The organism is Lwoffella lincolnii, assembly GCF_037201985.1.
GTDB lineage: Bacteria > Pseudomonadota > Gammaproteobacteria > Pseudomonadales > Moraxellaceae > Psychrobacter > Psychrobacter lincolnii.
Genome location: NZ_CP147511.1, coordinates 1996343 through 2019366 on the forward strand (window position 1 = coordinate 1996343; position 23024 = coordinate 2019366).

26 protein-coding genes and 1 tRNA gene are annotated in these 23024 nt (G+C 43.5%); 8 read left to right on the plus strand and 19 right to left on the minus strand.

Annotated features, from left to right (window positions below; translation table 11 throughout):
- Position 1: 1 nt before the first annotated feature.
- The 19 genes from rplE to WDM69_RS09115 all read right to left on the minus strand — a co-directional run bounded on the left by rplE (position 2) and on the right by WDM69_RS09115 (position 12393).
- On the minus strand, positions 2 to 538 hold the full coding sequence (gene rplE / locus WDM69_RS09025; protein ID WP_078308193.1) for a 50S ribosomal protein L5: 537 nt from the start codon (positions 536 to 538) through the stop codon (positions 2 to 4).
- 19 nt (positions 539 to 557) lie between these two features.
- Positions 558 to 875 carry a 50S ribosomal protein L24 gene (gene rplX, locus WDM69_RS09030; protein ID WP_338755380.1) on the minus strand — a complete coding sequence of 106 codons (318 nt, stop codon included), beginning with the start codon at positions 873 to 875 and terminating at the stop codon, positions 558 to 560.
- 8 nt (positions 876 to 883) lie between these two features.
- The gene (gene rplN / locus WDM69_RS09035; RefSeq protein WP_003656976.1) at positions 884 to 1252 is read right to left on the minus strand and encodes a 50S ribosomal protein L14; all 369 of its coding nucleotides are present in this window, start codon (positions 1250 to 1252) and stop codon (positions 884 to 886) included.
- 107 nt (positions 1253 to 1359) lie between these two features.
- Entirely contained in the window at positions 1360 to 1635 is a 276-nt protein-coding gene (rpsQ, locus tag WDM69_RS09040; protein ID WP_338755381.1) for a 30S ribosomal protein S17, read from the minus strand.
- Positions 1632 to 1829, minus strand: a complete 198-nt coding sequence (gene rpmC, locus WDM69_RS09045) for a 50S ribosomal protein L29 (protein ID WP_078308189.1) — start codon at positions 1827 to 1829, stop codon at positions 1632 to 1634. Before rpmC ends, rpsQ begins: the two co-directional genes overlap by 4 nt.
- Positions 1829 to 2242 (minus strand): 50S ribosomal protein L16, encoded by a 414-nt coding sequence (gene rplP, locus WDM69_RS09050; RefSeq protein ID WP_078308187.1) that lies wholly within the window; start codon positions 2240 to 2242, stop codon positions 1829 to 1831. Before rplP ends, rpmC begins: the two co-directional genes overlap by 1 nt.
- Positions 2243 to 2244: 2 nt before the next feature.
- Positions 2245 to 2970, minus strand: coding sequence for a 30S ribosomal protein S3 (gene rpsC, locus WDM69_RS09055; RefSeq protein WP_338755382.1), 726 nt, complete (start codon positions 2968 to 2970; stop codon positions 2245 to 2247).
- A gap of 2 nt (positions 2971 to 2972) precedes the next feature.
- A complete protein-coding gene (gene rplV, locus WDM69_RS09060) occupies positions 2973 to 3302 on the minus strand; it encodes a 50S ribosomal protein L22 (protein ID WP_078308184.1) in 330 nt (109 codons plus the stop codon).
- A gap of 10 nt (positions 3303 to 3312) precedes the next feature.
- Positions 3313 to 3588 (minus strand): 30S ribosomal protein S19, encoded by a 276-nt coding sequence (gene rpsS, locus WDM69_RS09065; protein ID WP_078308182.1) that lies wholly within the window; start codon positions 3586 to 3588, stop codon positions 3313 to 3315.
- Positions 3589 to 3600: 12 nt separating this feature from the next.
- A complete protein-coding gene (gene rplB, locus WDM69_RS09070) occupies positions 3601 to 4428 on the minus strand; it encodes a 50S ribosomal protein L2 (RefSeq protein ID WP_338755383.1) in 828 nt (275 codons plus the stop codon).
- An 11-nt stretch (positions 4429 to 4439) separates the two neighbouring features.
- On the minus strand, positions 4440 to 4796 hold the full coding sequence (rplW, locus tag WDM69_RS09075) for a 50S ribosomal protein L23 (protein ID WP_078308179.1): 357 nt from the start codon (positions 4794 to 4796) through the stop codon (positions 4440 to 4442).
- The gene (gene rplD, locus WDM69_RS09080; protein WP_338755384.1) at positions 4793 to 5395 is read right to left on the minus strand and encodes a 50S ribosomal protein L4; all 603 of its coding nucleotides are present in this window, start codon (positions 5393 to 5395) and stop codon (positions 4793 to 4795) included. Before rplD ends, rplW begins: the two co-directional genes overlap by 4 nt.
- 14 nt (positions 5396 to 5409) lie before the next feature.
- A complete protein-coding gene (rplC, locus tag WDM69_RS09085) occupies positions 5410 to 6048 on the minus strand; it encodes a 50S ribosomal protein L3 (protein ID WP_338755385.1) in 639 nt (212 codons plus the stop codon).
- A 50-nt stretch (positions 6049 to 6098) separates the two neighbouring features.
- Entirely contained in the window at positions 6099 to 6410 is a 312-nt protein-coding gene (gene rpsJ, locus WDM69_RS09090; protein ID WP_078308175.1) for a 30S ribosomal protein S10, read from the minus strand.
- A 558-nt stretch (positions 6411 to 6968) separates the two neighbouring features.
- Positions 6969 to 9011, minus strand: a complete 2043-nt coding sequence (locus WDM69_RS09095; protein WP_338755386.1) for an Rne/Rng family ribonuclease — start codon at positions 9009 to 9011, stop codon at positions 6969 to 6971.
- Positions 9012 to 9151: 140 nt separating this feature from the next.
- Entirely contained in the window at positions 9152 to 9856 is a 705-nt protein-coding gene (locus WDM69_RS09100) for a Maf family protein (RefSeq protein WP_205760135.1), read from the minus strand.
- Positions 9857 to 9899: 43 nt separating this feature from the next.
- Positions 9900 to 10361 carry a rod shape-determining protein MreD gene (gene mreD, locus WDM69_RS09105; RefSeq protein WP_338755387.1) on the minus strand — a complete coding sequence of 154 codons (462 nt, stop codon included), beginning with the start codon at positions 10359 to 10361 and terminating at the stop codon, positions 9900 to 9902.
- An 81-nt stretch (positions 10362 to 10442) separates the two neighbouring features.
- On the minus strand, positions 10443 to 11339 hold the full coding sequence (mreC, locus tag WDM69_RS09110; protein WP_338755389.1) for a rod shape-determining protein MreC: 897 nt from the start codon (positions 11337 to 11339) through the stop codon (positions 10443 to 10445).
- A 25-nt stretch (positions 11340 to 11364) separates the two neighbouring features.
- On the minus strand, positions 11365 to 12393 hold the full coding sequence (locus WDM69_RS09115; RefSeq protein WP_078308405.1) for a rod shape-determining protein: 1029 nt from the start codon (positions 12391 to 12393) through the stop codon (positions 11365 to 11367).
- Between the two features lie 482 nt (positions 12394 to 12875).
- Here WDM69_RS09115 and gatC point away from each other — a divergent pair, with 482 nt between their 5' ends.
- The 8 genes from gatC to WDM69_RS09155 all read left to right on the plus strand — a co-directional run bounded on the left by gatC (position 12876) and on the right by WDM69_RS09155 (position 23023).
- Complete coding sequence (gene gatC / locus WDM69_RS09120; RefSeq protein WP_338755390.1) at positions 12876 to 13181, plus strand: Asp-tRNA(Asn)/Glu-tRNA(Gln) amidotransferase subunit GatC; 306 nt, start codon at positions 12876 to 12878, stop codon at positions 13179 to 13181.
- A gap of 105 nt (positions 13182 to 13286) precedes the next feature.
- Positions 13287 to 14780, plus strand: a complete 1494-nt coding sequence (gatA, locus tag WDM69_RS09125; protein ID WP_338755391.1) for an Asp-tRNA(Asn)/Glu-tRNA(Gln) amidotransferase subunit GatA — start codon at positions 13287 to 13289, stop codon at positions 14778 to 14780.
- A 210-nt stretch (positions 14781 to 14990) separates the two neighbouring features.
- The gene (gene gatB / locus WDM69_RS09130; RefSeq protein ID WP_338755392.1) at positions 14991 to 16508 is read left to right on the plus strand and encodes an Asp-tRNA(Asn)/Glu-tRNA(Gln) amidotransferase subunit GatB; all 1518 of its coding nucleotides are present in this window, start codon (positions 14991 to 14993) and stop codon (positions 16506 to 16508) included.
- 5 nt (positions 16509 to 16513) lie between these two features.
- Entirely contained in the window at positions 16514 to 17389 is an 876-nt protein-coding gene (locus WDM69_RS09135) for an NgoPII family restriction endonuclease (RefSeq protein ID WP_078308430.1), read from the plus strand.
- Positions 17386 to 18378 (plus strand): DNA cytosine methyltransferase, encoded by a 993-nt coding sequence (locus tag WDM69_RS09140; RefSeq protein WP_078308411.1) that lies wholly within the window; start codon positions 17386 to 17388, stop codon positions 18376 to 18378. Before WDM69_RS09135 ends, WDM69_RS09140 begins: the two co-directional genes overlap by 4 nt.
- Before the next feature lie 60 nt (positions 18379 to 18438).
- Positions 18439 to 18515: transfer RNA gene (locus WDM69_RS09145), tRNA-Pro, on the plus strand.
- A 205-nt stretch (positions 18516 to 18720) separates the two neighbouring features.
- A complete protein-coding gene (gene parC, locus WDM69_RS09150; protein ID WP_338755393.1) occupies positions 18721 to 21057 on the plus strand; it encodes a DNA topoisomerase IV subunit A in 2337 nt (778 codons plus the stop codon).
- Positions 21047 to 23023 (plus strand): hypothetical protein, encoded by a 1977-nt coding sequence (locus WDM69_RS09155; RefSeq protein ID WP_338755394.1) that lies wholly within the window; start codon positions 21047 to 21049, stop codon positions 23021 to 23023. Before parC ends, WDM69_RS09155 begins: the two co-directional genes overlap by 11 nt.
- Position 23024 lies beyond the last annotated feature (1 nt).

Sequence of the window (23024 nt, forward strand, 5' to 3'; positions counted from 1 at the left end):
CTTATTTGAATGGGAAGCCGAATGCTTTTAGTAACGCACGACCTTGGTCATCATTTTTTGCTGTCGTTGTTATGGTGACATCAAGACCACGAATGCGATCGATTTTATCAAAGTCAACTTCAGGAAAAACGATTTGCTCTTTAATACCCAAAGAGTAATTGCCTCGACCATCAAATGCCTTTGGAGAAAAGCCTCTGAAATCTCGAATACGTGGAATAGCAATGGCAATCAAACGATCCAAAAATTCGTACATGCGTTCACCACGCAAAGTGACTTTACAGCCAATGGGCCATTCTTCACGAATTTTAAAACCTGCCACTGATTTGCGTGCTTTGGTTACTACGGGTTTTTGACCTGCAATCGCTGTCATATCACTGACCGCACCCTCAAGAATTTTTTTGTCTTGAGCGGCACCGCCAACACCCATATTGAGTGTGATTTTAGTGATTTTAGGCACTTCCATCACGTTATTTAAGCCCAGCTCCTCTTTAATCTGTTGTTTGAGCTGGTCATTGTATAAAGTTTTTAATCTTGCCATTACTATGACCCTTAGTGAGTTATGCTGTCGCCACCACTTCACCAGTTGAACGATAGATGCGTTGTTTTTTGCCATCTTCGTTTATCTGATAAGCAATACGATCAGCCTTTTGGGTTTGGTGGTTAAAAATTGCCACATTAGAAATGTGTAAGAAAGCTTCTTTTTTGATAATGCCACCTTCTTGACCCGTCATTTGGTTGGGTTTTTGGTGTTTTTTAACAATATTAATGCCTTCTACTTTCACTTTATCATCTTTAACAGCAAGGATGGTTCCTTGCTTGCCTTTGTCTTTACCCGTTATAACAACAACGGTATCACCTTTACGTAACTTAGCCATGGTTTTCCTCACAATACTTCTGGTGCTAGTGACACAATTTTCATAAACTGTTCACTACGCAATTCACGAGTTACTGGACCAAAGATACGAGTGGCTATCGGTGCTTTGTTATTATTTAACAATACCGCCGCATTGTCGTCAAAGCGTAACACCGATCCATCTGGACGGCGTACGCCTTTTTTGGTACGAACAACCACCGCATTCATTACGTCGCCCTTTTTAACACGACCACGAGGGATGGCTTCTTTTACTGTGACTTTAATGATGTCGCCGACTGATGCATAACGACGATGAGATCCGCCCAGTACTTTAATGCACTGAACTCGCCTTGCACCGCTGTTGTCTGCAACTTCCAGCATTGTTTCAGTCTGAATCATCGCGTTACTCCAACTTAAGCAAAAATTGTCTGTATGTTCTTTATATAAAGCCATTCCCTATTAAGGGGCATACATACTATCAAATACAGACAGCTTATGCAATTTAATTATACTTGACTTGCTTTTTCAACCACATCTACTAAAACCCAAGATTTGGTTTTAGAAAAAGGTTTGGTCTCTTTGATGTGGACAATGTCACCTTGCTGACAAACGTTATTCTCATCGTGAGCTTTAAGCTTGGTTGAACGACGGATTTGCTTGCCGTACATTGGGTGTCTGATTTGACGCTCGATTAGCACAACAATGGATTTGTCCATTTTATCGCTAACGACTTTGCCAGTCACCACACCAACGGTTGATGATTGCTGATTATTCTCGCTCATGCGTCGCCTCGCTGTTTTTCATTAATCAAAGTCTTAATTTGGGCAATGGTACGACGATTTTGTTTAATCTCATGCGTGTTGCCCAACTGACCAATTGCTTTTGCCATACGCAACTGAAAAGCGGCTAATTGCTTTTCATCAAGTAATTGGGTCAGTTCTTCTACTGATTTTTCACGTAATTCACTGATCTTCATTACATTATCGTCCGCTTAACAATGGTGGTTTTGAAAGGAAGTTTTGCTGCAGCTAATTTTAAGGCTTCTGATGCTAATTCATCACTCACACCTTCAATTTCATACAACATTTTCCCCGGCTTGATTTCTGCTACCCAATATTCTACAGGACCTTTACCCTTACCCATACGCACTTCTAATGGTTTTTCAGTAATGGGTTTATCTGGGAACACACGAATCCAAATCTTACCACCACGTTTAATTTTACGGGTGATGGTACGACGTGCCGCTTCAATTTGACGAGCAGTCATGCGACCACGGCTAACAGATTTAAGACCAATTTGTCCGAACGCAACCGTGTTACCACGTTGAGCTAACCCAGTATTACGTCCTTTTTGCATTTTGCGAAATTTGGTACGTTTTGGTTGTAACATAATTAACCTCTGTCTGAGTTGCGACGGTTGCCACGACCACGACGTTGCTTAGGTGCACGGGCTTTGTCTTCTTCTTTTGGATGATAAATGCGATCCATGCCGTCTAGAATTTCACCACGGAAAATCCAAACCTTGACACCGATGGTGCCATAAGTGGTTTCAGCACGAACTGACGCATAGTCAATGTCAGCGCGCAAGGTATGTAATGGCACACGACCTTCACGATACCATTCGGTACGAGCAATCTCAGCACCGCCCAAACGACCTGAAAGCTCAACTTTGATGCCTTCAGCACCAGAACGCATGGTATTTTGTACCGCACGTTTCATGGCACGGCGGAACATCACACGGCGTTCTAGCTGACTGGCAATGCCATCAGCAACCAAACGAGCATCTAAATCAGGTGATGTGATTTCTTCAATATTTACTTGAGCAGGCACACCCATGATTTTGGTCAGTTGCTTCTGTAACTTTTCGATGTCTTCACCTTTTTTGCCAATAACAATGCCTGGACGAGCAGTTGAGATGGTGATCTTAGCTGCACCTGTTGGTCGTTCGATGGTGATGTTACTGACCATGGCACTTTGCAACTCTTTACGCAAATATTCACGTACTTGCAAATCGTTAATCAGAAACTCTGAATATTGCTTAGGATCAGCATACCAGTTGGCATTGTGTTTTTTGACGACACCTAAACGAATTCCGATTGGATGAACTTTTTGACCCATGATTATTCTCCTACCTTGATGGTGATGTGACAAGTACGTTTGCTGATACGGTCAGCACGTCCTTTAGCACGAGGTAAGATACGCTTTAGGGTAATTCCTTCATCCACATAGATGGTAGAAACACGCAAGGTATCAATGTCTAAGCCATTGTTGTGTTCTGCATTGGCAATGGCTGAGTCTAAGCACTTCTTAACCAGTTTAGCACCTTTGGTGTTGCTAAAGGCAAGAATATCAAGTGCACGTTCTACTGATTTGCCACGAATTTCGTCTGCGACAAGTCTGACCTTTTGTGCCGAAATGGCGGCACCGCGTAGTTTTGCAGTTACTTCCATAGTAAGCACCTTATCTCTTAGCTTTTTTGTCTATGCCGTGACCACGGTAGGTACGGGTGGGGGCAAATTCGCCTAATTTGTGACCAACCATTTGTTCGCTAATAATAATGGGTACATGAGTACGACCATTATGAACAGAGATGGTTAGACCAACCATTTGAGGCAAAATCATTGAGCGACGTGACCAAGTTTTTATTGGTTTGCGTGAGTTAGTATCTAACGCATGTTCGACTTTTTCAAACAAGTGCACATCAATGAATGGACCTTTTTTCAAAGAACGAGGCATGAAATTTTTCCTTTATTTCTTGGCACGACGGCGACGGATAATCATTTTGTCAGTACGCTTATTAGAGCGTGTCTTAAGACCTTTAGCCTTCTGACCCCAAGGACTGGTTGGGTGCTTACCAAAGTTACGACCTTCACCACCACCATGTGGGTGGTCAATCGGGTTCATGGCAGTACCACGGACAGTCGGACGAATACCACGCCAACGTGATGCACCTGCTTTACCTAGTGATCTTAGGTTATGCTCTGTGTTCGAAACTTCGCCAATAACGGCACGACAATTAATGTGAACACGGCGAGTTTCACCAGAACGTAGACGAATCAGGGCGTAAGTACCATCACGGCCCAACAGTTGAACGGCTGCACCAGCAGAGCGTGCCATCTGAGCACCTTTGCCAATTTTTAACTCAATGTTGTGAATCACTGTACCCACTGGAATATTTTTAAGTGGTAAACAGTTACCTAGACGGATTGGTGAGCCTTCACCTGATTGTACAGTATCACCAACGCTTAATTTTTTAGGAGCGATGATGTAGCGACGCTCACCATCAGCATACTTCAATAAGGCAATGTGAGCTGTGCGGTTAGGGTCATATTCAATACGCTCGACGATGGCTGGAATGCCATCTTTGGTGCGTTTAAAATCGATGATGCGATAATGCTGTTTATGACCACCGCCAATGTGACGAGTGGTAATACGACCGTTATTGTTACGACCACCTGTCTTTGATTTTGAAGTCAACAAAGGTGCATAAGGGCGACCTTTGTGTAAGTGTGGATGCACCACTTTTTCGACAAAACGGCGACCTGGTGATGTCGGCTTTGCTTTTACGATAGGCATGATGAGTATCCTTATTCGTTATTGGCAGTGTCTTCACTAGCTGAAGTATTGTTTACTTCACCAGCGTCAGCCTGTGATGGTTCTTCATCAACCAATGATTGATTAGATTTTAGCGTGACATACGCTTTTTTCCAATCTTGGCGACGACCAATGGTACGACCAAAGCGTTTGGTTTTACCTTTGACATTTAAGGTGTTTACTTTGACCACTTCTACGCCATCAAACATAAGCTCAACTGCTTTTTTGATTTCAAGCTTAGTGGCGTTGCTAGCGACTTGTAATGTCTGTACACCTTGAGGCTCAAGCATTTGAGTTTTTTCAGAATAGATGGGTTTCTTTATAATCTGATAAAGTCTTGCGTTATTCATGCTAGTGCTTCCTCAAATTGTTTTGCTGCTTCGACAGACATGATGACTTTGTCGTATGCAACCAAGCTAACTGGGTCTACTTCTTTAGTACCCAATACATTCACATGTGGAATGTTGCGGGCTGCTAAATATAAATTTTCATCAACTTCGTTGGTTACGATTAAAGCTCTTGGTGCTTTAAGTTCTGCCAATTTGGCTACCAGTTCTTTGGTTTTTGGTGCAGAAACGCTGATTTGGTCAACCAAAATCAAACGATCCTGACGAACCAACTCAGCTAAAATGCACTGCATCGCACCACGATACATTTTTTTGTTCACTTTTTGTGACCAATCTTGTGGTTTAGCAGCAAAAGCACGACCACCACCAACCCAAATTGGACTACGGATAGAGCCTGCACGAGCACGACCAGTCCCTTTTTGACGCCATGGCTTTTTGCCACCGCCAGAAACTTCGGCACGGGTTTTTTGGGCACGTGTGCCTTGACGAGCTCCCGCCAAATAGGCTGTTACCACCTGATGTACTAATGCTTCGTTATATTCACGACCAAAAGCTGTGTCAGAAAGTTCTACCGCCGCACCTGTAACTGTTTTTAAATTCACGTTAATCCCCTTGCTTAGGCTTTGATTGACGGACGTACGATGACATCGCCACCATTGGCACCAGGAATGGCACCTTTAATGACCAGAATGCCTTTTTCAGCATCGACCGAGATGACTTCAAGGCCTTGAACGGTTACCCGTTTGTTACCCATTTGACCTGGCATTTTTTTACCTTTAAATACTCGACCTGGGGTTTGGTTTTGACCTGTTGAACCCAACACACGATGGGATACTGAGTTACCATGAGTGGCATCTTGTGTTCTGAAGTTATGGCGTTTTACACCACCTTGAAAGCCTTTACCTTTGCTTTGACCAGTCACATCCACCAATTGACCTTGTTCAAACAAATCAGCCAAGATGTCACTACCCAATTCACGACCTTCTAATTCAGCTTCTTCAGCACGAAATTCCCAAATGCCACGACCTGCAGCCACACCTGCTTTGGCAAAATGACCTTTTTGGGGTGCGGTGACACGGCTGTCACGACGCTCACCTGTGGTCACTTGAATGGCAGTGTAACCATCTGTTGCTTCTGTTTTTACTTGAGTTATGCGGTTTGCAGTGACCTCAACCACTGTAACAGGAATGGATACGCCTGCTTCAGTGAAGACACGGGTCATGCCGCATTTTTTACCGACTAAACCGATTGCCATGTTAAACCTCTATGATTTGTCTTAATTAAGTTGAACCATCAAATAAGTGATTAGCTCAATGCGATTTGAACATCAACACCAGCAGCCAAGTCCAATTTCATCAACGCATCGACAGTTTTGTCAGTTGGCTGAACAATGTCAACCATGCGTTTATGAGTACGGATTTCGTATTGGTCACGAGCGTCTTTGTTTACGTGTGGCGAGGTCAATACGTTAAAGCGTTCGATGCGAGTGGGTAGTGGAACAGGACCACACACTTGTGCACCAGTACGCTTAGCGGTATCCACAATCTCTTGTGCTGACTGGTCAATCAATCGATGATCAAATGACTTGAGTCGAATACGGATTCTCTGGTTAGCCATGCCAGCAAGCTCCTAAACATGTCTTTTGGTGTTGTCATATCAATAACAACCAAAAGCAAAATAATTTTAAGCCCTGCCAACCTTTCTTATATAAAGAGGTAGCAAAGGCATGTGAATTTAGTGCCAAAAACGATGCTTTGGCTGTTATGCAGTTGACTTCCTCCCCTCCCTATCGTTCGGGGATTCCTTCTGCAAGACGGTGAAGCCCTACCGCAAGCCTAAGATAGTGGCAACCGCCCGTACGACACACCGTACATCTTAGGTTCTTATTTTAAGCTAATCCTACCGTTAGAATTGTCATAGACACGAATTAGCTTAAGTGTGTGTTTGGAAACGTCTTACCAGTTAAGTTACTGCGTACTCGCAATTTAGTCTTAACTTAACTGTGGAATGTAAGACATTGAATATAGTGAGATGAGTATAAAGACAGCGTGATTGTTATCTGCTTAATCTTTAAAGTGGTGCTATTATACACGTTAACAAAAAGATTGCAAGGGATTATTTTTTCTCTTTAATTTGGTGTTCTTTCACCTGATTTCCTTATAATCCAAGAGGATGTCAATCTAAGATGATGTCATACTGCTCTTGGGTATATAACTGCTCCACTTCAAAGGTGATGACTCGACCAAGCAGGTACTCTAAATCTGCCACCGTATCGGCTTCACTGGTGAGCAATAAGTCAATAACGGACGCATGTGCCACGACTGTGAATTGTTTGGGGTTGTTATAGGTTCGAGCAAATCGCATGATTTCTCGAAAAATTTCAAAACACACGGTTTCGACAGTCTTGACAAATCCTCGTCCACCACATGTGCTACATGGTTCACAAAGCAGTTGTTCCAGTGATTCACGGGTGCGTTTGCGAGTCATTTCTACCAATCCAAGCTCACTGACTTGGGTGATGTTGGTTTTGGCATAATCCAGTTGTAATTGCAGCTGCAAACTGCTAAGCACATCGTCTTTATGCTCTTGTTCTTGCATGTCAATAAAATCTAAAATGATGATGCCGCCTAAATTTCTTAGCCTTAGCTGACGGGCAATGGCGTGGGTGGCTTCTAGATTGGTTTTGTACACGGTGTCTTCTAAAGAGCGACCACCAACGTAAGAGCCTGTATTCACGTCTATGGTGGTCATGGCTTCGGTCTGATCGATGATAAGATAACCGCCAGACTTAAGCTCCACTCGTCTTTTTAAGGCATCTTTTAGGTCTTCTTCCACTCGATGAATGTCAAACAATGCTTGCTCAGATTGATGCAGTGCCAGTTTAGGCACAATCATGGGTACAAACTCTTGGGCAAACTGCCTTAATTCTTCAAAGGTACGCACATCATCGACCACCACTTTATTGGTCTGAGCATGCACCAAATCACGCAAAGCACGAAATGGCAAAGATAATTCTTGGTAAATTAACACAGAACGGTGATTGTGACTCAGTTGTCTTTGACGTTCTTTGACCATACGCCAAAGTTGTAACAGATAACCAATGTCTTCTTCTAGTTTGTGGGCTGGAATTTTTTCGGCGGCTGTGCGAGCAATGATGCCACCTTGTAGATTGACTTTTTGCATCAGTCCGCTCAGTTCACCTTTAAGTCGCTGACGCTCTGTTTCATTGTCAATGCGTTGCGACACGCCAATATGGTCACTAGAAGGAATATACACAAGATAACGTGATGGTAACGAGATTTGTGTGGTCAGCCTTGCTCCTTTTGTTCCCAGTTCGTCTTTGGTTACTTGTACCAAGATGCGTTGCCCTTCATGTAGGCGATTTTGAATGAGTTCTTTTGGATTGATTTTTATGGGTCTTTTATTGGCTTTACTGGTACTGTTTGGTAAAGTAGGCTCACCATGCACGGTTGTTAGGGTGCGTGGTGGGGTGAAAGTAGTCATACGGTTCAATAAGCTGGTTACCTTTGCTGATGACGTTTCTTCATCTTGATTGGGGTGGTGGTGATGAGCCAAAGTATCCGTTGTTGCGTCATCAATCAGCAGATTGTTGTTCATCAACGGGTTATCGTCAATCAACAGAGTGTTAACCGCTGTATTTTCGGTGGTTACGTCTTGTCTGCTAGGCTCAGTTGTCATGCCATCTAAAGAGTTGCCAGCCTTATTATATGTGCTTTTACTGATAAAATGATTGGTCGATAAAGGCTGATGTGGGTCAACCAACAGATGCAAATAAGGGTTGGTTGTCAATGAAGGTGCTTGTGCATGTTCTGTGGTCATTGTTGGCATGGTTAGCATTGTCGACAACGGTGGTGCTGTTGGTACTGTTGGCAACGGTAATGATGGCATCGGTGGCACGCTGGGGTTATTGGTCGTGGCCATCACCACTGCTGACGACACCGTCTGTTGTGTGTTGTCATCGTATTTTTTGGGTTTTTGCATGTCATTAACGTGCAAAAATGCCGTTCGCTGTTGCCCTATGTCAATAAATGCCGCCTGCATTCCTGGCAATACTCGCACCACCGTACCAAGGTAGATGTTGCCCACCAAACCCAGTTTGTTATGACGTTCAATATAAATGTCACTCAACACACCATCGTCCATTAAGGCAACTCTGGACTCCATGGGACTGATATTGATGAGAATTTCTTCGGACATGAGTGATTTTGCCTTTTGGTGCTTATGTTAAGATTTGCTTCTTATGTTAAGAGATGATGGGTATGATAACAAAAAAAGTCCATAAAGACAGAATAAGGATGGGTAAAAGTTGTGTGGCACATGTGCGTCATGTCTGACCTTTAACCCATTCTCTGACATGCCTTTTGACCTGCTTCGATTAGGGCTTTGGTTTGAGCCAATGGCAAACCCACCACGTTGGTATGGCTGCCTTCGATGCGTCGTACCCAAACCGCTCCCCTACCTTGAATGGCATAACCCCCTGCTTTATCAGCTGGTTCTCCTGTCTGCCAATACGCTTGCATGTCATCATCACTCAGCTTAATAAAAGACACGGTTGTCTGCTCAAGCAATGACTGTTGCCAAGATTGTTGCCAAATTGGGGGGTGGCACCCGTTTGCTGATTTGGTGACTAAGGTGGCTTGTACCGCTGTCCAAACTTCATGCACATCATCTGACATGCTTTGCCACATCGCCTTGGCATCATCATAATCAGTGGGCTTAAGTAATACGGTGTCATCAGACAACACGCCAATGGTGTCTGCGGTTAATATCAATAACGCATGGGTATGATTCACGCCATCAAGCCATGATTGATTGACAGTCTCTGATTCACACTCAATCTGATTCTTAGTCTGATTAAGGTAAGCGATACTGGCAACCGCTTTATCCACCACCATACGCTGAATGTATTGTATGGGGGTTTCATCAGTGTGCTTGCTTTCGTCCACATCGACAGGTAATACCGTGAACTTTTCAACCAAATGGGTCAGCAATTCACGCCGTCTGGGAGAACCTGACGCTAAAATGATGGGCAAATCTAACATAAGATAAAAAAACAGTTAACAAATTCACCAAATTTAAGCCAGTTTAAGCCGATGTGCTTTGTTCGGTTGGCAACAACAATAACAGCAAAGGCCAACTGAACATACTGACCATCAATGATAAGCCAAATTGGGGGACAAAAAGATTTTGGGTAATGTACTGCAATAACCACAAACTGAGCTGAAAAGTTAACAAACACATGCTTGCTAACAGCCACGCACTTAGCAACGTCAGCCGTTTAACGTATCCACTGGCAAAACGCAACACAAACGCCATCAAAACCGCAGAGAATGCCTGTTGTCCGATTCGGGTATCCATTAAAAAATCCGCCACCAAACCAATCGCAAACGCCAACCCCATACTTGCTATCTGTGGACGGAACATCAGCCAAAATATCAGCACCATCATCAATATCATGGGGCGAAATAATGCCAACGTTGGGCTTAGCGGATAAACATTGAGCATTGATGCCACAATCAAAGAGAGCATCAGCTTGGGCCATTTCATCTTGCTCTCACCCAATTTAGTCACAGCACATTTCTCACAGGCAGTTTATTAAGACGCATCTGATTAAGATGGCTAAAATGGCTAAGACACATCACTGACTGGTTGTGATGGCTTGGTTGGCGATGGCTCATTGGTCGGTGGATTAATGGCATCATTTTTATCTTGTAAAATCAGAGCAAAAGCATTGTTAATAAAATTGGCAGCTGGCTTGACCGCAATATTGGCAAAGTTATCGCTCTGTATGGGGTCAATGTGGCTAATTGTGCCAACTCGATAACCTGCAGGAATGCGACCACCCAAGCCAGATGAAATCAGCTCATCACCGACTTGCACATCAGCGTTTTTAAACACATAGTCAAGCTTTAGCTCACTGGGCTCGCCTGTGCCAGTAACGATTGCTCGCTGTCCTGTCCGCTTGATGGTTACGGCAACAGATTGCTGGTCATCAGTAATCAACAGCAAACGACTGGTATTGGGATAGACATTAATGATTTGTCCTAAGATGCCATTTTCATCAATCACCGTCTGTCCCACACGCACACCATTATGTCGTCCTTGATTGAGCACCACGATTTGATTAACAGGGTTGGTGTCCGTACCAATGACTTGTGCCAGTTGTAGATTATATTGGTCTGGCTTGGTGGTGGATAAAATGCCTTGCAATCGGGCGTTTTGTGCCAGTACATAGTCCTGCTGTTGCAATTTTGCTTGAGCATGTATCAGCTGAGTTTTAAGCTGTATGTTTTCACGGCGAAGAGATTCTTTACTCTGCAACGTTCCCATGCCCCAATGGGTCGCAAAATTAGGAACAACAGAAAACTGATAAATCGGTTGCATCGTTGCGTGACTGGTGCTTCTTAGCTTGTCAAACCAAGTGGGGTTTTTGCTATCTACCCACATCAATATCATTGACAACACCAGAAAAATGGCGGTCAATCGTAAGGACAGTGGCTGACGAGCAAAGATGCTTGAGTTCATAGGCTCATGATATAAAAATGGCTCATTATACAAAAATCATATTCAAAGACTTATTGTGAATAAAGTCTAACGCACGACCACCACCACGGCTCACGCACGTCAATGGGTCTTCAGCAACGGTTACAGGCAGGCCTGTCTCTTTGGCTATCAAATGGTCAAGGTTACGCAGTAACGCCCCACCGCCAGTCAAAACAATCCCACGCTCAGCAATGTCTGATGACAACTCAGGCGGTGTCTGCTCAAGGGCTTCTTTAACAGCAGTGATGATGCCACTTAATGGGTCGCTTAGGGATTTTTGTACTTCTGAGGAGGTTACTGATAAAGTCTTAGGCACACCTTCTGCCATGCTCCGCCCACGCACTTCAACCTCCAGTGGCTCACCTTCATCAATGGCAGTACCGACTTCTGTTTTGATGCGTTCAGCAGTGGTTTCACCAATGATACAACCATGATTGCGTCGCACATGGTTGATGATGGCTTCATCAAAAATATCACCACCAATGCGAATGGAATCAGCATACACGCACCCTGACAGCGATATGACCGCAATCTCGGTTGTGCCACCACCAATGTCCACCACCATAGAGCCACTGGCATCATGCACAGGCATGCCTGCTCCGATTGCCGCTGCCATCGGCTCTTCTAATAAAAACACTTTGTTTGCCCCCGCTGAGCTGACCGCTTCACGAATGGCACGACGCTCAACTAAAGTCGACTTACATGGCACACATACCACCACATTGGGCTGAGCGAACATTTTTTTGGCTTTGATTTTATGAATAAAATGTTTCAGCATCTGTTGTGTGACTTCAAAATCAGCAATCACACCGTCTTTAAGTGGGCGAATGGCGGTGATGTTATCAGGTGTTCTGCCCAGCATCTGCTTAGCATCTAAACCAACCGCTGCTACGGTTGGGTTTTGGGTGCGGTTGCTACGCAATGCCACCACGGTTGGCTCGTCTAACACCACCCCTTTACCAGGGGTAAAAATTAATGTGTTGGCAGTGCCTAGGTCAATGGCAATGTTGGTTGATAAAAATCCAAAAAGGTTCATGTTTCGATTATCCAGCAACTGTTGAGTAACGAATGGTCAAGCAGGCACGTTAAGATGAAAAGCAAGCCAAATCCAATAAAATCCACATGGGATAACTCACCCACATGGGGTAACTTATGTTAATTCATTTGTTAATTAACTTAAGGATTAATGAATCAAGTTATTTAACATAGAGGGTTAAGGTTAGGGGTTAAATAGTGCTAGATTATACCGATTAACAATAAAAAAATCATGGGGATTTTTGCTTTTTTGTTGGTTTAAGTGCAATTAATCTTAAGTAAAATTACTAACATGCGTGTTCTGCTACCAACTTGATGATTTTTGTTTATTTTTATTACAAAAATCTTACCATATAGGGCGTGTTCCTATTTGGATACTGATGGCTTTGCCTGTTTTACTGACGCATTCACCACTAAAAAAAACTTTCCATATGCACTATAATAACGGTCATTGACGTTTTATTGATTATGATTGGAGTGGTTATGACAAATAGTAAAATAAGCAGTAAAGACATCTTTGATGTTGCCAAACTCTCTCGCCTTGTCGTCAGTAAAGAGCAAGCAGATAGTTATGCCAAGGCTTTAAGTAAAATCTTAGCGATGATGGACATTTTATCCAATGTGGATACCGATGGCATCGCACCACTTACCAATGTGCATGACATGACCCAACCATTACGTGATGATGTGATGAATGCAGAAGGCTTAACCATCAATCGTGAAAAAAATCAAGCGATTGCCCCTGCCACAGCTGACGGTTTGTATCTTGTGCCACAAGTGATTGAGTGATTTTTAACAAGATACAAGATATTTAATTAATAAGACATTCAAAACACAATCAATTTTTATTTTTAGACAATTTTTATTTTTAAACAAAATGACAAGAGAGCCACCATGACTCAGTTACATCACTTATCTGTCAAGGCCCTATCAGATGGCTTAAAAAACAATCAATTTAGCAGTGTGGAGCTTACCCAACATTTTCTTGACCGCATTGGCAAACATGATAAAGACATTAATGGCTTTATCACCGTGACGCCAGAGCTTGCCTTACAACAAGCCAAACAAGCTGACAAACGTCTGAGCCAAGGCAATGCCCACCCCTTAACAGGCATTCCCTTAGCTCATAAAGATATTTTTAATACCGATGGTATTTTGACCACGTGTGGCTCAAAAATGCTTGCCAATTATGTTGCCCCTTATAACGCCACCATTGTGGCAAAATGCTTAGATGCAGGATTGGTAACACTTGGCAAAACCAGCATGGATGAGTTTGCCATGGGGTCGGATAACAAAAGCTCATATTTTGGGGCGGTGCATAATCCATGGGACATCAGCCGTGTTCCAGGGGGGTCGTCTGGTGGCAGTGCGGCAGTCGTGGCAGCAGGGTTTGCTCCGATTGCCACAGGGTCAGACACAGGAGGTTCAATCCGTCAACCTGCCAGCTTTTGTGGTTTGACAGGGATTAAGCCAACTTATGGGCGGATTTCTCGTTTTGGCATGATTGCTTATGCGTCAAGTTTTGACCAAGCAGGGGTTTTTGCCAAGTCTGCCCAAGATTGTGCCTATCTGTTGCAAGTGATGGCAGGGCATGACCCAAAGGACTCAACAAGCGTCAATAAAAACGTGCCAAATTGGGTAGAAACCTTGCACAATCATCACGCAAACGCCATGGACGATAAGCCATTAGCAGGGCTAAAAATCGGTGTGCCACAAGAGTATTTTGCTGATGGCTTGAACGATGATGTTAAAACCATGGTTCATCAATCGTTACAGCAATATGAAGCACTTGGGGCGATTTTGGTTGATGTGCATTTGACCAAACCAGAAATTACCCTTGCCACCTATTATCTGCTTGCCCCTGCTGAAGCGTCTTCTAATTTATCTCGTTATGATGGGGTGCGTTATGGCCATCGTTGTGATGATCCAGCAGATTTGCATGATTTATATACCCGCTCACGCTCTGAGGGTTTTGGAACAGAAGTGCAACGGCGTATTTTGATGGGGACGTATGCGTTATCGGCGGGTTATTTTGATGCCTATTATGTTAAAGCTCAAAAGGTTCGCCGTTTAATCCGTGATGATTTTACCAATGTCTTTGCCCATTGCGATGTCATCGCTACGCCAACTACCCCCACCACTGCTTATGAAATTGGGGCAAGCTTAACCCCAAATGAAATTTATATGGGTGATGTGTACACCATTGGGGTGAATTTGGCAGGATTGCCTGCGTTAAGCCACCCGATTGGTTTTGATAAGATGAATTTGCCAGTGGGTTTGCAGTTGATTGCCAATCATTGGCAAGAGCAAATTTTATTAAATGTGGCGGATACTTATCAGCAGGCTACCGATTTTCATCAGAGTTTATCACCGATTGCCAAGGGCTAAAAGTTCTCAATCATGATTTTGCTTTGATACCAAATTAAGACCAGATTAATACCAGATTAATACCAGATTAAGAAAAGATACTCAGATTAAGGAAAATTGATGCAAATCGCTTTAGAAAAATTAGCCAACACCGTTTAACTTAATCGCTTATGTTTAATGACTTATGTTTAATCGCTCACATTTCATATGATAACACTTTAGGAAAAATGAATGACCCAACACACTCCCATACACAATGCCCCCATACACAATGCCCCTTTGGTTGATGGTTATGAAGTCGTTATTGGCTTAGAAATCCATTGTCAATTAAACACCAAGACCAAAATTTTTTCACCTGCTTCTACCGAGTTTGGTCAGCCAGCCAATACCCAAGCCAACATCATTGATTTGGCTTTGCCCGGTGTGTTGCCTGTGCTTAACAAAGACGTGGTAGAAAAAGCCTTAATATTCGGTATTGGCATCAATGCTAAGCTTGGCACAATGAACGCCTTTGACCGCAAAAACTACTTTTATCCAGACCTGCCCAAAGGCTACCAAATCAGCCAAATGGCTCACCCCATCGTGGGTAAAGGTCATATTGACATCGTGGTCAATGAAGGGGAAAAAAACGAATACACCAAACGCATTGGCATCACTCGTGCTCACCTAGAAGAAGATGCTGGCAAATCAGTGCATGACGCTGTGCCACAGATGACAGGCGTGGACTTAAATCGTGCAGGCACACCCCTAATTGAAATCGTCTCTGAACCTGACATGCGATCAAGCTTAGAAGCGGTTGCTTATGCCAAGGCCATTCATCAACTGGTTACTTGGCTTAAAATCTCTGATGCCATCATGGCAGAAGGGTCATTCCGCTGTGACTGTAACGTGTCGGTACGCAAACCCGGTCAGCCCTTTGGCACTCGTAATGAACTTAAAAACTTAAATTCATTTCGCTTTATTGAAATGGCAATCAATGCTGAAATAGAACGCCAAATTGATTTGATTGAAGACGGTGGTCAAGTCACACAAGCCACTCGCCTATACGATCCCATCACCAACACCACTCGTGCCATGCGTGAAAAAGAAGAAGCCAACGACTACCGTTACTTCCCTGACCCAAACCTGTTGCCTGTACACATTGATGATGCCACCATCACACAAATCCGTAAAGCCATGCCAGAGTTGCCCACCGCCCGCCGTGAGCGATTTGTCGCTCAGCTGGGTCTGTCAGAATACGACAGCCGAATCTTAACCGCCAGCCGAGCCTTGGCAGATTATTATGAAAACGTGGTGGCAATCGTGGGTAAGCAACACGCAAAAATAAGTGCCAACTGGATAATGGGGGATTTGCTTGGGGCATTAAATAAAGACGAAAAAACCATAGAACAATCGCCAATTTCTGCCGAACAACTTGCCAAATTGATTGAACGCATTAATGACAAAACTTTATCAGGCAAACTGGCAAAACAAGCCTTTAGCGCCTTATTTGCAGGTGAAGGGGGTAATCATGACGATGCGGTAGACACCATCATCGCCAAGAAGGGTTTAAAACAGACCACCGACACAGGGGAGATTAAAGCAATTATCGAAGATGTATTGGCAAAAAATCAAGCCATGGTTGATGAATACAAAAGCGGTAAACAAAAAGCGTTTAATGGCTTGGTTGGGCAGGTGATGAAAGCCAGTCGTGGTAAAGCAAATCCACAACAAGTCAATGAAATATTAAAGACGCTTTTGGGGGAATGAGCATAATGACGGCTAATACAGCTAATATTATCAATGCCATTGTGAATTTGCTTAACAATCCCATTGTCGATTTAAAAACCATTTACATCGGTAAAAATAGAATCAATAACGTGGGCGACGCCTTGGAGCGTTATGTGCAAGATTTATTCATCAATGGCTTTGATTTAAATGACAATATCCGCAATCAAAAGGTTAGTGAGCATTTTTCCTATCTTGGCAATACCAGCAATCCACCAGATATGATGTTAAAAGGTGATGATGCGATTGAAGTGAAAAAAATTCAATCTAAAAACGCTGCCCTTGCCCTTAATTCCAGCCATCCCAAATCTACTTTACGTGCTGATAATCCAATGCTCACTGTCAGTTGCAAAGAAGCTGAAGCTTGGCAAGAAAAAGACATGTTATATGTGGTTGGCGTTGTGGGCAATGAATGCTTAACTTCATTATGTTTTGTATATGGCGTTGACTACGCTGCCGCCCATGAAGTTTATGAAACAGTAAAACAGCGTATCAAATCTGGGGTAGAAACCATTGAAGGTGTTGAGTTTCATCCAACCAATGAGCTTGGCAAAATTAAACGCATAGACCCATTAGGCATAACGAACCTACGTGTGCGTGGTATGTGGCACATAGAAAATCCTTTTCGAGTATTTGAATATGTGTATCAGCGTAATTATGACCATCAATTTAATTTTATGACGATAATCAACAATAAAAAATGGCAAAGTTTAGATAATCGGCAAGATTTGATTGATAAAATTAACACCATTGAAACGGCAAATATTTCTGATATTCATATTAAAAACCCAAACAATCCTGCTCAATTAGTATCTGCCAAACTGATTGAGTTTCATATCCCCGTTAGTGAGGCAAAGTCATGAAACCAACACTCATTAGCTTATTTGCTGGAGCTGGCGGTATGGACTTAGGATTTCGCCAAGCAGGATTTGATGTACTGATGGCAAATGAATATGACAAAAAAATTTGGTCAACTTATGAAAAAAACCATCCTAATCGCTTACTAAAAGGAGACATTCGCCAGTTTTCAGCAGATGTTTTTCCTGATTGCGATGGTATTATTGGCGGCCCTCCCTGTCAAAGTTGGAGTGAAGCAGGGGCATTACGAGGCATTAATGACGAGCGTGGTCAATTATTTTTTGATTATATTCGTATCCTAAAAGCCAAACAGCCAAAGTTTTTTGTTGCTGAAAATGTGTCAGGCATGCTTGCTAAACGTCATGACAGTGCTGTTCAAAATATCCTTAAAATGTTCGAACAAGCAGGTTATTATGTTTTTATCAAATTGCTTGATGCCTATGATTATGGTCTGGCACAAAATCGCAAAAGGGTTTTTTATGTCGGTTTTCGCCATGATTTAAACATCACCAATTTTGAATTTCCAAAACCTGTGCCTGATAAAAAAAAGAAAAACTTACACGATGTGATTTTTGATTTAAAAGAAACGGCCATTCCTGCCATAAAAAATAATAAAACCAATGGTGATGATTGCTACATATTAAACCACGAGTATTTTGTTGGAAGTTATTCACCCATTTATATGAGCCGAAATCGTGTCCGTAGTTGGCATGAACCATCTTTTACCATTCAAGCCAGTGGTAGACAAGCTCCCCAACACCCACAAGCCCCCAAAATGACCAAAGTTACTAAAAACGTGTTTGAATTTTCTTCAACAGACTTGGATTTATATCGTAGACTGTCCATTAGAGAATGTGCCAGAATTCAAGGTTTTCCAGATGATTTTGAATTTATTTATGGCTCACTAAATGATGGCTATAAAATGATTGGAAATGCTGTTCCAGTACAACTGGCATGCCATGTTGCTAAAGCCATCGCTTGCCAACTGAGCTAAAATAATTTTTGTGTTAACCCTTGCAAATCAAAAAAAATTGGGTAAAATAAACCATTCTTTCGGGGCGTGGCGCAGCTTGGTAGCGCACTTGCATGGGGTGCAAGGGGTCGCAGGTTCAAATCCTGCCGTCCCGACCATATTATATACTGTACTATATTATATACTGTTACTGTACTATATTATATACTGTACTATTGTTTGGGGTTGTTCGTATCATACGGCAACCCCTTATTTTTTTGGGTATAATCATTGAGAGCTTGATTAAAATGAATGCTCACATCAATTGCAATATGTCCAAACAGCTTATAATCAGACAAGACAGCGTATAAAAAGAGACACCAAATGACCGACACCACCAGAGTTTTAGTCGCAAGCGGCATAGACAACCGTTCGATTGCTGAGTTTACTGAGCAGTCTTATCTGAACTATGCCATGTATGTCATCATGGATAGGGCATTGCCACACATTGCTGATGGGCTAAAACCTGTCCAGCGACGCATCATCTATGCCATGAGTGAGCTTGGGCTAAAATCATCTGCCAAACCCAAAAAATCCGCTCGCACGGTTGGCGATGTGTTGGGCAAATATCACCCACATGGCGACAGTGCCTGCTATGAAGCCATGGTGCTGATGGCACAGCCGTTTAGTTACCGCTATCCGCTGATTACTGGACAAGGCAACTGGGGCAGTCCTGATGACCCAAAATCCTTTGCCGCCATGAGATATACCGAAGCCAAAATGAGCAGTTATGCCAACACCTTACTCACAGAGTTGGAACAAGGCACGGTGGATTGGCAAGACAACTTTGATGGTTCGTTTACCGAACCTGCTACCCTGCCTGCTCGCCTGCCCAATATTTTACTCAATGGCACAACAGGCATCGCCGTGGGCATGGCAACCGACATTCCACCACACAACATCAGCGAAGTGGTACAAGCCGCCATCAGGTTACTTAAAAATCCACAGCTGTCCGTCAAACAGTTGACTCAATCCATTGTTGCCCCTGACTTGCCAACCGATGCTGAAATCATCACATCTAAAGCTGAACTACAAACCATCTATGAGACAGGCAAAGGCAGTTATAAGATGCGTGCGGTGTATCACATCGACCCCAATGACAAAACCCAAATCATCATCACCGCCCTGCCCTATCAAGTCTCTGGTAGCAAGGTACAAGAGCAAATCGCTCGACTGATGACCCATAAAAAACTGCCATGGGTGGTGGATATTCACGATGAATCCGACCACCAAAACCCTTGTCGCATCACACTGACATTGCGTTCAAATCGTGTTGATGTGGCAAGGGTGATGAGTCATCTGTTTGCCAGTACTGACCTTGAAAACAGTTATCGAGTAAATCTAAACATGATTGGCTTAAATGGCAAACCACAAGTCAAGAACTTAAAAGACATCTTAAGTGAATGGCTCAGTTACCGCCGAGCCACCGTCATTCGCCGTCTGCAATATCGCTTGAACAAAATTGATAACCGCTTACACATCTTAGCAGGGCTGCTCATCGCTTATTTGAATATTGATGCCGTCATTGCCATCATTCGTGAAGAAGATGACCCAAAAGCCCAGCTGATGCACGATTTTGAGCTGAGTGAAACTCAAGCCAACGCCATCTTAGACATTCGCCTAAGACAGCTTGCTAAAATTGAAGAGATTGACATCAAAAAAGAGCAAAGTGAGCTAAAAGCTGAGCGAGACATTATCCACGAACAGTTGGGAAATCCTGACAGCCTAACGCAACGACTGATTAACGAGTTAAAGGAAGACCTAAAAACACATGGCGATTCTCGTCGCTCCCCAGTTATTGAGCGTGAAGATGCCCAAGCCCTAAAAGAATCAGACCTTGTGCCAAGTGAGCCAATTACCGCCATTTTATCACAAGCAGGTTGGATACGAGCCGCCAAAGGGCATGACATTGACCCAATCAACATGAATTACCGCTCAGGTGATGCCTATCAGTCGCACGCCTTTGGCAAATCCAACGCCAAAATCTATGTCATGGACAACACAGGACGCAGCTATGGCATTGATGCCCACACCTTGGCATCTGCTCGTGGGCAAGGCGATCCATTGACCAGCATGCTAAAACCACCATCAGGAGCAAGATTCGTGCAAGTGTTGGCAGGAGATGATGAACAAAGAATACTGCTGGCCAGCTCACAAGGTTATGGCTTTATCAATCAGCTTGGCAACCTAGACAGCAATCAAAAAGCAGGCAAAAACATCATCAATTTTGCCGATAATGCCAAACTATTGCCCATTAAGCTGATTAATGATGCTAATGACAGCGATGACAATCAAGATAAAAACAGTCAAGATAAAAACAGTCAAGATAAAGATGAACACAACAGCAGTGAACAAACGGCCTCATTTGCCCATGATTTGGTGGCAGTGGCGACATCAGCAGGGTATCTGTTGGTATTTGAGTTGGCAGACCTGCCCAAGCAAGCTCGTGGTAAAGGCAATAAACTCATTCATTTAAAAGACAATGAAGAGGTGTTGGCGGTAACCACGTTGCATCATGATGACAGCTTAATGGTAACATCAGGCAAACGCCACATGACTCTAAAACCCATCGACATCGCCAACCATCAAGGCAAACGAGGCAATCGAGGCAGCCAGTTACCAAGGGGATTTCACAATGTGAGTGGGTTAGATGTGGTTTGAGCATCATCGCCCCAACTGGCTTTTATCACTTGGCATTGGTGTGGCATTGCTGTGCCACACACCGATGACACAGGCGGGGATTTTTGACCCCATTTTAAGGGTATTGATACCCAACTATCAAGCCAACCAAGCCAACCCAACAGATGGCATCGATGGGCAAAACAACGATCCAGCCAACACATCATCTCCCCCCAGCCAGCCTTATTCTTTTTTTAAAGGCACAACCAATAAGACAGCTCAAAAAACGACCCAAAAAACAACTCAAAAAACAACCAAGGACATCACCAATTCACCACAAGACCATTCAACCGACACCATCATCGCAACACACACCACCACACAACGGCTTGAGCAAGAAAATCACCATCAAAAACCCAGTCTGTATCAACTGTTATTGGCTGAATTTGCCATCAGTCGGGGGCAAACTGACGTGGGTTTGGATTTATATAAACAACAAGCCTTTAAAGACAATGCCAGTCCAGTGTTTGAGCGTGCCTTACAACTGTCTTTACACCATGAAGACACGCCACAATCATTGCAATTTGCGACGCATTGGCAAAAAAACAATCCAGCACACACGCCTGCGTTATTTTATGTGGCTCACCTTGCCCTACAGTCGAGTGATTACGAAACGGCCAGTCAAACACTCAAGCAGATTTTACAATATGACCCAAAAGCGGATTTAAGCCAATTATTACAAGGCATTTATCCCACCGAAGAGAGCGAACAACGCCGTCTTTTGGCCACCTTACAACAGCTTGACAGCGAACAAAATTGGTCATTGTCAGTATTACAAGCAGGTCTGCTTTTGCAGTTTGATGAAGCCAAGTTGGCACTGTTACACATCAACCGAGCTTTGCGACAAAACCCTGATAATTTGGCGGTCATCAACCTAAAAGCCGACATTTTAAAACAAACCGCTTCTTCAGATGACGTGCTGACATTTTTGCAACAACAACAACGCAAACTGCCTGACAACAAAGAGCTGTATTTGGCACAAGTCCGCCACTTGCTGGCGTTAAAAAAAAGCCAGCAAGCGTGGCAGTTACTACAACGCACGCATGACCGATTTACAGATGACCACGAGCTGACGCTGCTGGCAGGACTGGTGGGCATTGATGTGGCAGATTATGCCAAAGCTGAGCAACTGCTAGAACACCTACTGACTGATGCCCATTATCAAGACCAAGCCAATCATTATCTTGCCATCAGTGCTGAGCGTCAGCATTTGTATCACCGTGCTTATGAGTTTTATGCCAACGTCAATCAAGCTGAATTGGTGCTGAACGCGCGCAAAAAAATGGTGGCGTTTGCGTTATTACAAAATCAGCCTAATACCGCCTTGAGCATCATCAACGACTTACGTCAGCAATACCCCCAATACGCCCATGATGCCGATATTTTGCAAGCGGACATTTTGCACCAACAAGGCAAACATGACGATGCCAAATCCATCTTGGCAATGGCATTACAGACTTATGGGAATAAAGAAGCGATTTTGTACGCTTATACCCAACTGCTTGATAATCAGCGTGATTTTGCTCTTAAACAGCAACTGCTCACCCGCTTAACACATGCCTATCCTGATGATTCCCTTTATGTGTTAAACTTGGCAGAATTACTTTTAGACAACGACCCCAACTCTGTCAAAGGGCAACAGCTGGCACAACGCATTGCTGATGTGCCGTTTGATGACCCTAACCATGACCACCATCATCATCGCCGAGCCATTCAGTTACTGGCTCGTGGTGCTTTAAGGCAAGGCGACCATGCCAAAGTGGTGGCATATTTACAGGACATGTATGCCATCGAAGCGGATTTACAGGTTGGCATCATGTTGTTAAGTGCTTATCATGGTCTTAATGACCAGCAACAAGTTGACAAATTGCTCACTGACTTGCAACAAAGATTTGGCTATGATGACGCCTATTTTTCTAATTTAGACAGCAACAGCCCAAACAAATGAG

What these genes read in the sequence shown, in the direction of transcription:
- rplE (WP_078308193.1), bottom strand. Translation starts at nt 538, where the DNA reads ATGGCAAGATTAAAAACTTTATACAATGACCAGCTCAAACAACAGATT.
- rplX (WP_338755380.1), bottom strand. Translation starts at nt 875, where the DNA reads ATGGCTAAGTTACGTAAAGGTGATACCGTTGTTGTTATAACGGGTAAA.
- rplN (WP_003656976.1), bottom strand. Translation starts at nt 1,252, where the DNA reads ATGATTCAGACTGAAACAATGCTGGAAGTTGCAGACAACAGCGGTGCA.
- rpsQ (WP_338755381.1), bottom strand. Translation starts at nt 1,635, where the DNA reads ATGAGCGAGAATAATCAGCAATCATCAACCGTTGGTGTGGTGACTGGC.
- rpmC (WP_078308189.1), bottom strand. Translation starts at nt 1,829, where the DNA reads ATGAAGATCAGTGAATTACGTGAAAAATCAGTAGAAGAACTGACCCAA.
- rplP (WP_078308187.1), bottom strand. Translation starts at nt 2,242, where the DNA reads ATGTTACAACCAAAACGTACCAAATTTCGCAAAATGCAAAAAGGACGT.
- rpsC (WP_338755382.1), bottom strand. Translation starts at nt 2,970, where the DNA reads ATGGGTCAAAAAGTTCATCCAATCGGAATTCGTTTAGGTGTCGTCAAA.
- rplV (WP_078308184.1), bottom strand. Translation starts at nt 3,302, where the DNA reads ATGGAAGTAACTGCAAAACTACGCGGTGCCGCCATTTCGGCACAAAAG.
- rpsS (WP_078308182.1), bottom strand. Translation starts at nt 3,588, where the DNA reads ATGCCTCGTTCTTTGAAAAAAGGTCCATTCATTGATGTGCACTTGTTT.
- rplB (WP_338755383.1), bottom strand. Translation starts at nt 4,428, where the DNA reads ATGCCTATCGTAAAAGCAAAGCCGACATCACCAGGTCGCCGTTTTGTC.
- rplW (WP_078308179.1), bottom strand. Translation starts at nt 4,796, where the DNA reads ATGAATAACGCAAGACTTTATCAGATTATAAAGAAACCCATCTATTCT.
- rplC (WP_338755385.1), bottom strand. Translation starts at nt 6,048, where the DNA reads ATGGCAATCGGTTTAGTCGGTAAAAAATGCGGCATGACCCGTGTCTTC.
- rpsJ (WP_078308175.1), bottom strand. Translation starts at nt 6,410, where the DNA reads ATGGCTAACCAGAGAATCCGTATTCGACTCAAGTCATTTGATCATCGA.
- WDM69_RS09095 (WP_338755386.1), bottom strand. Translation starts at nt 9,011, where the DNA reads ATGTCCGAAGAAATTCTCATCAATATCAGTCCCATGGAGTCCAGAGTT.
- WDM69_RS09100 (WP_205760135.1), bottom strand. Translation starts at nt 9,856, where the DNA reads ATGTTAGATTTGCCCATCATTTTAGCGTCAGGTTCTCCCAGACGGCGT.
- mreD (WP_338755387.1), bottom strand. Translation starts at nt 10,361, where the DNA reads ATGAAATGGCCCAAGCTGATGCTCTCTTTGATTGTGGCATCAATGCTC.
- mreC (WP_338755389.1), bottom strand. Translation starts at nt 11,339, where the DNA reads ATGAACTCAAGCATCTTTGCTCGTCAGCCACTGTCCTTACGATTGACC.
- WDM69_RS09115 (WP_078308405.1), bottom strand. Translation starts at nt 12,393, where the DNA reads ATGAACCTTTTTGGATTTTTATCAACCAACATTGCCATTGACCTAGGC.
- gatC (WP_338755390.1), top strand. Translation starts at nt 12,876, where the DNA reads ATGACAAATAGTAAAATAAGCAGTAAAGACATCTTTGATGTTGCCAAA.
- gatA (WP_338755391.1), top strand. Translation starts at nt 13,287, where the DNA reads ATGACTCAGTTACATCACTTATCTGTCAAGGCCCTATCAGATGGCTTA.
- gatB (WP_338755392.1), top strand. Translation starts at nt 14,991, where the DNA reads ATGACCCAACACACTCCCATACACAATGCCCCCATACACAATGCCCCT.
- WDM69_RS09135 (WP_078308430.1), top strand. Translation starts at nt 16,514, where the DNA reads ATGACGGCTAATACAGCTAATATTATCAATGCCATTGTGAATTTGCTT.
- WDM69_RS09140 (WP_078308411.1), top strand. Translation starts at nt 17,386, where the DNA reads ATGAAACCAACACTCATTAGCTTATTTGCTGGAGCTGGCGGTATGGAC.
- parC (WP_338755393.1), top strand. Translation starts at nt 18,721, where the DNA reads ATGACCGACACCACCAGAGTTTTAGTCGCAAGCGGCATAGACAACCGT.
- WDM69_RS09155 (WP_338755394.1), top strand. Translation starts at nt 21,047, where the DNA reads ATGTGGTTTGAGCATCATCGCCCCAACTGGCTTTTATCACTTGGCATT.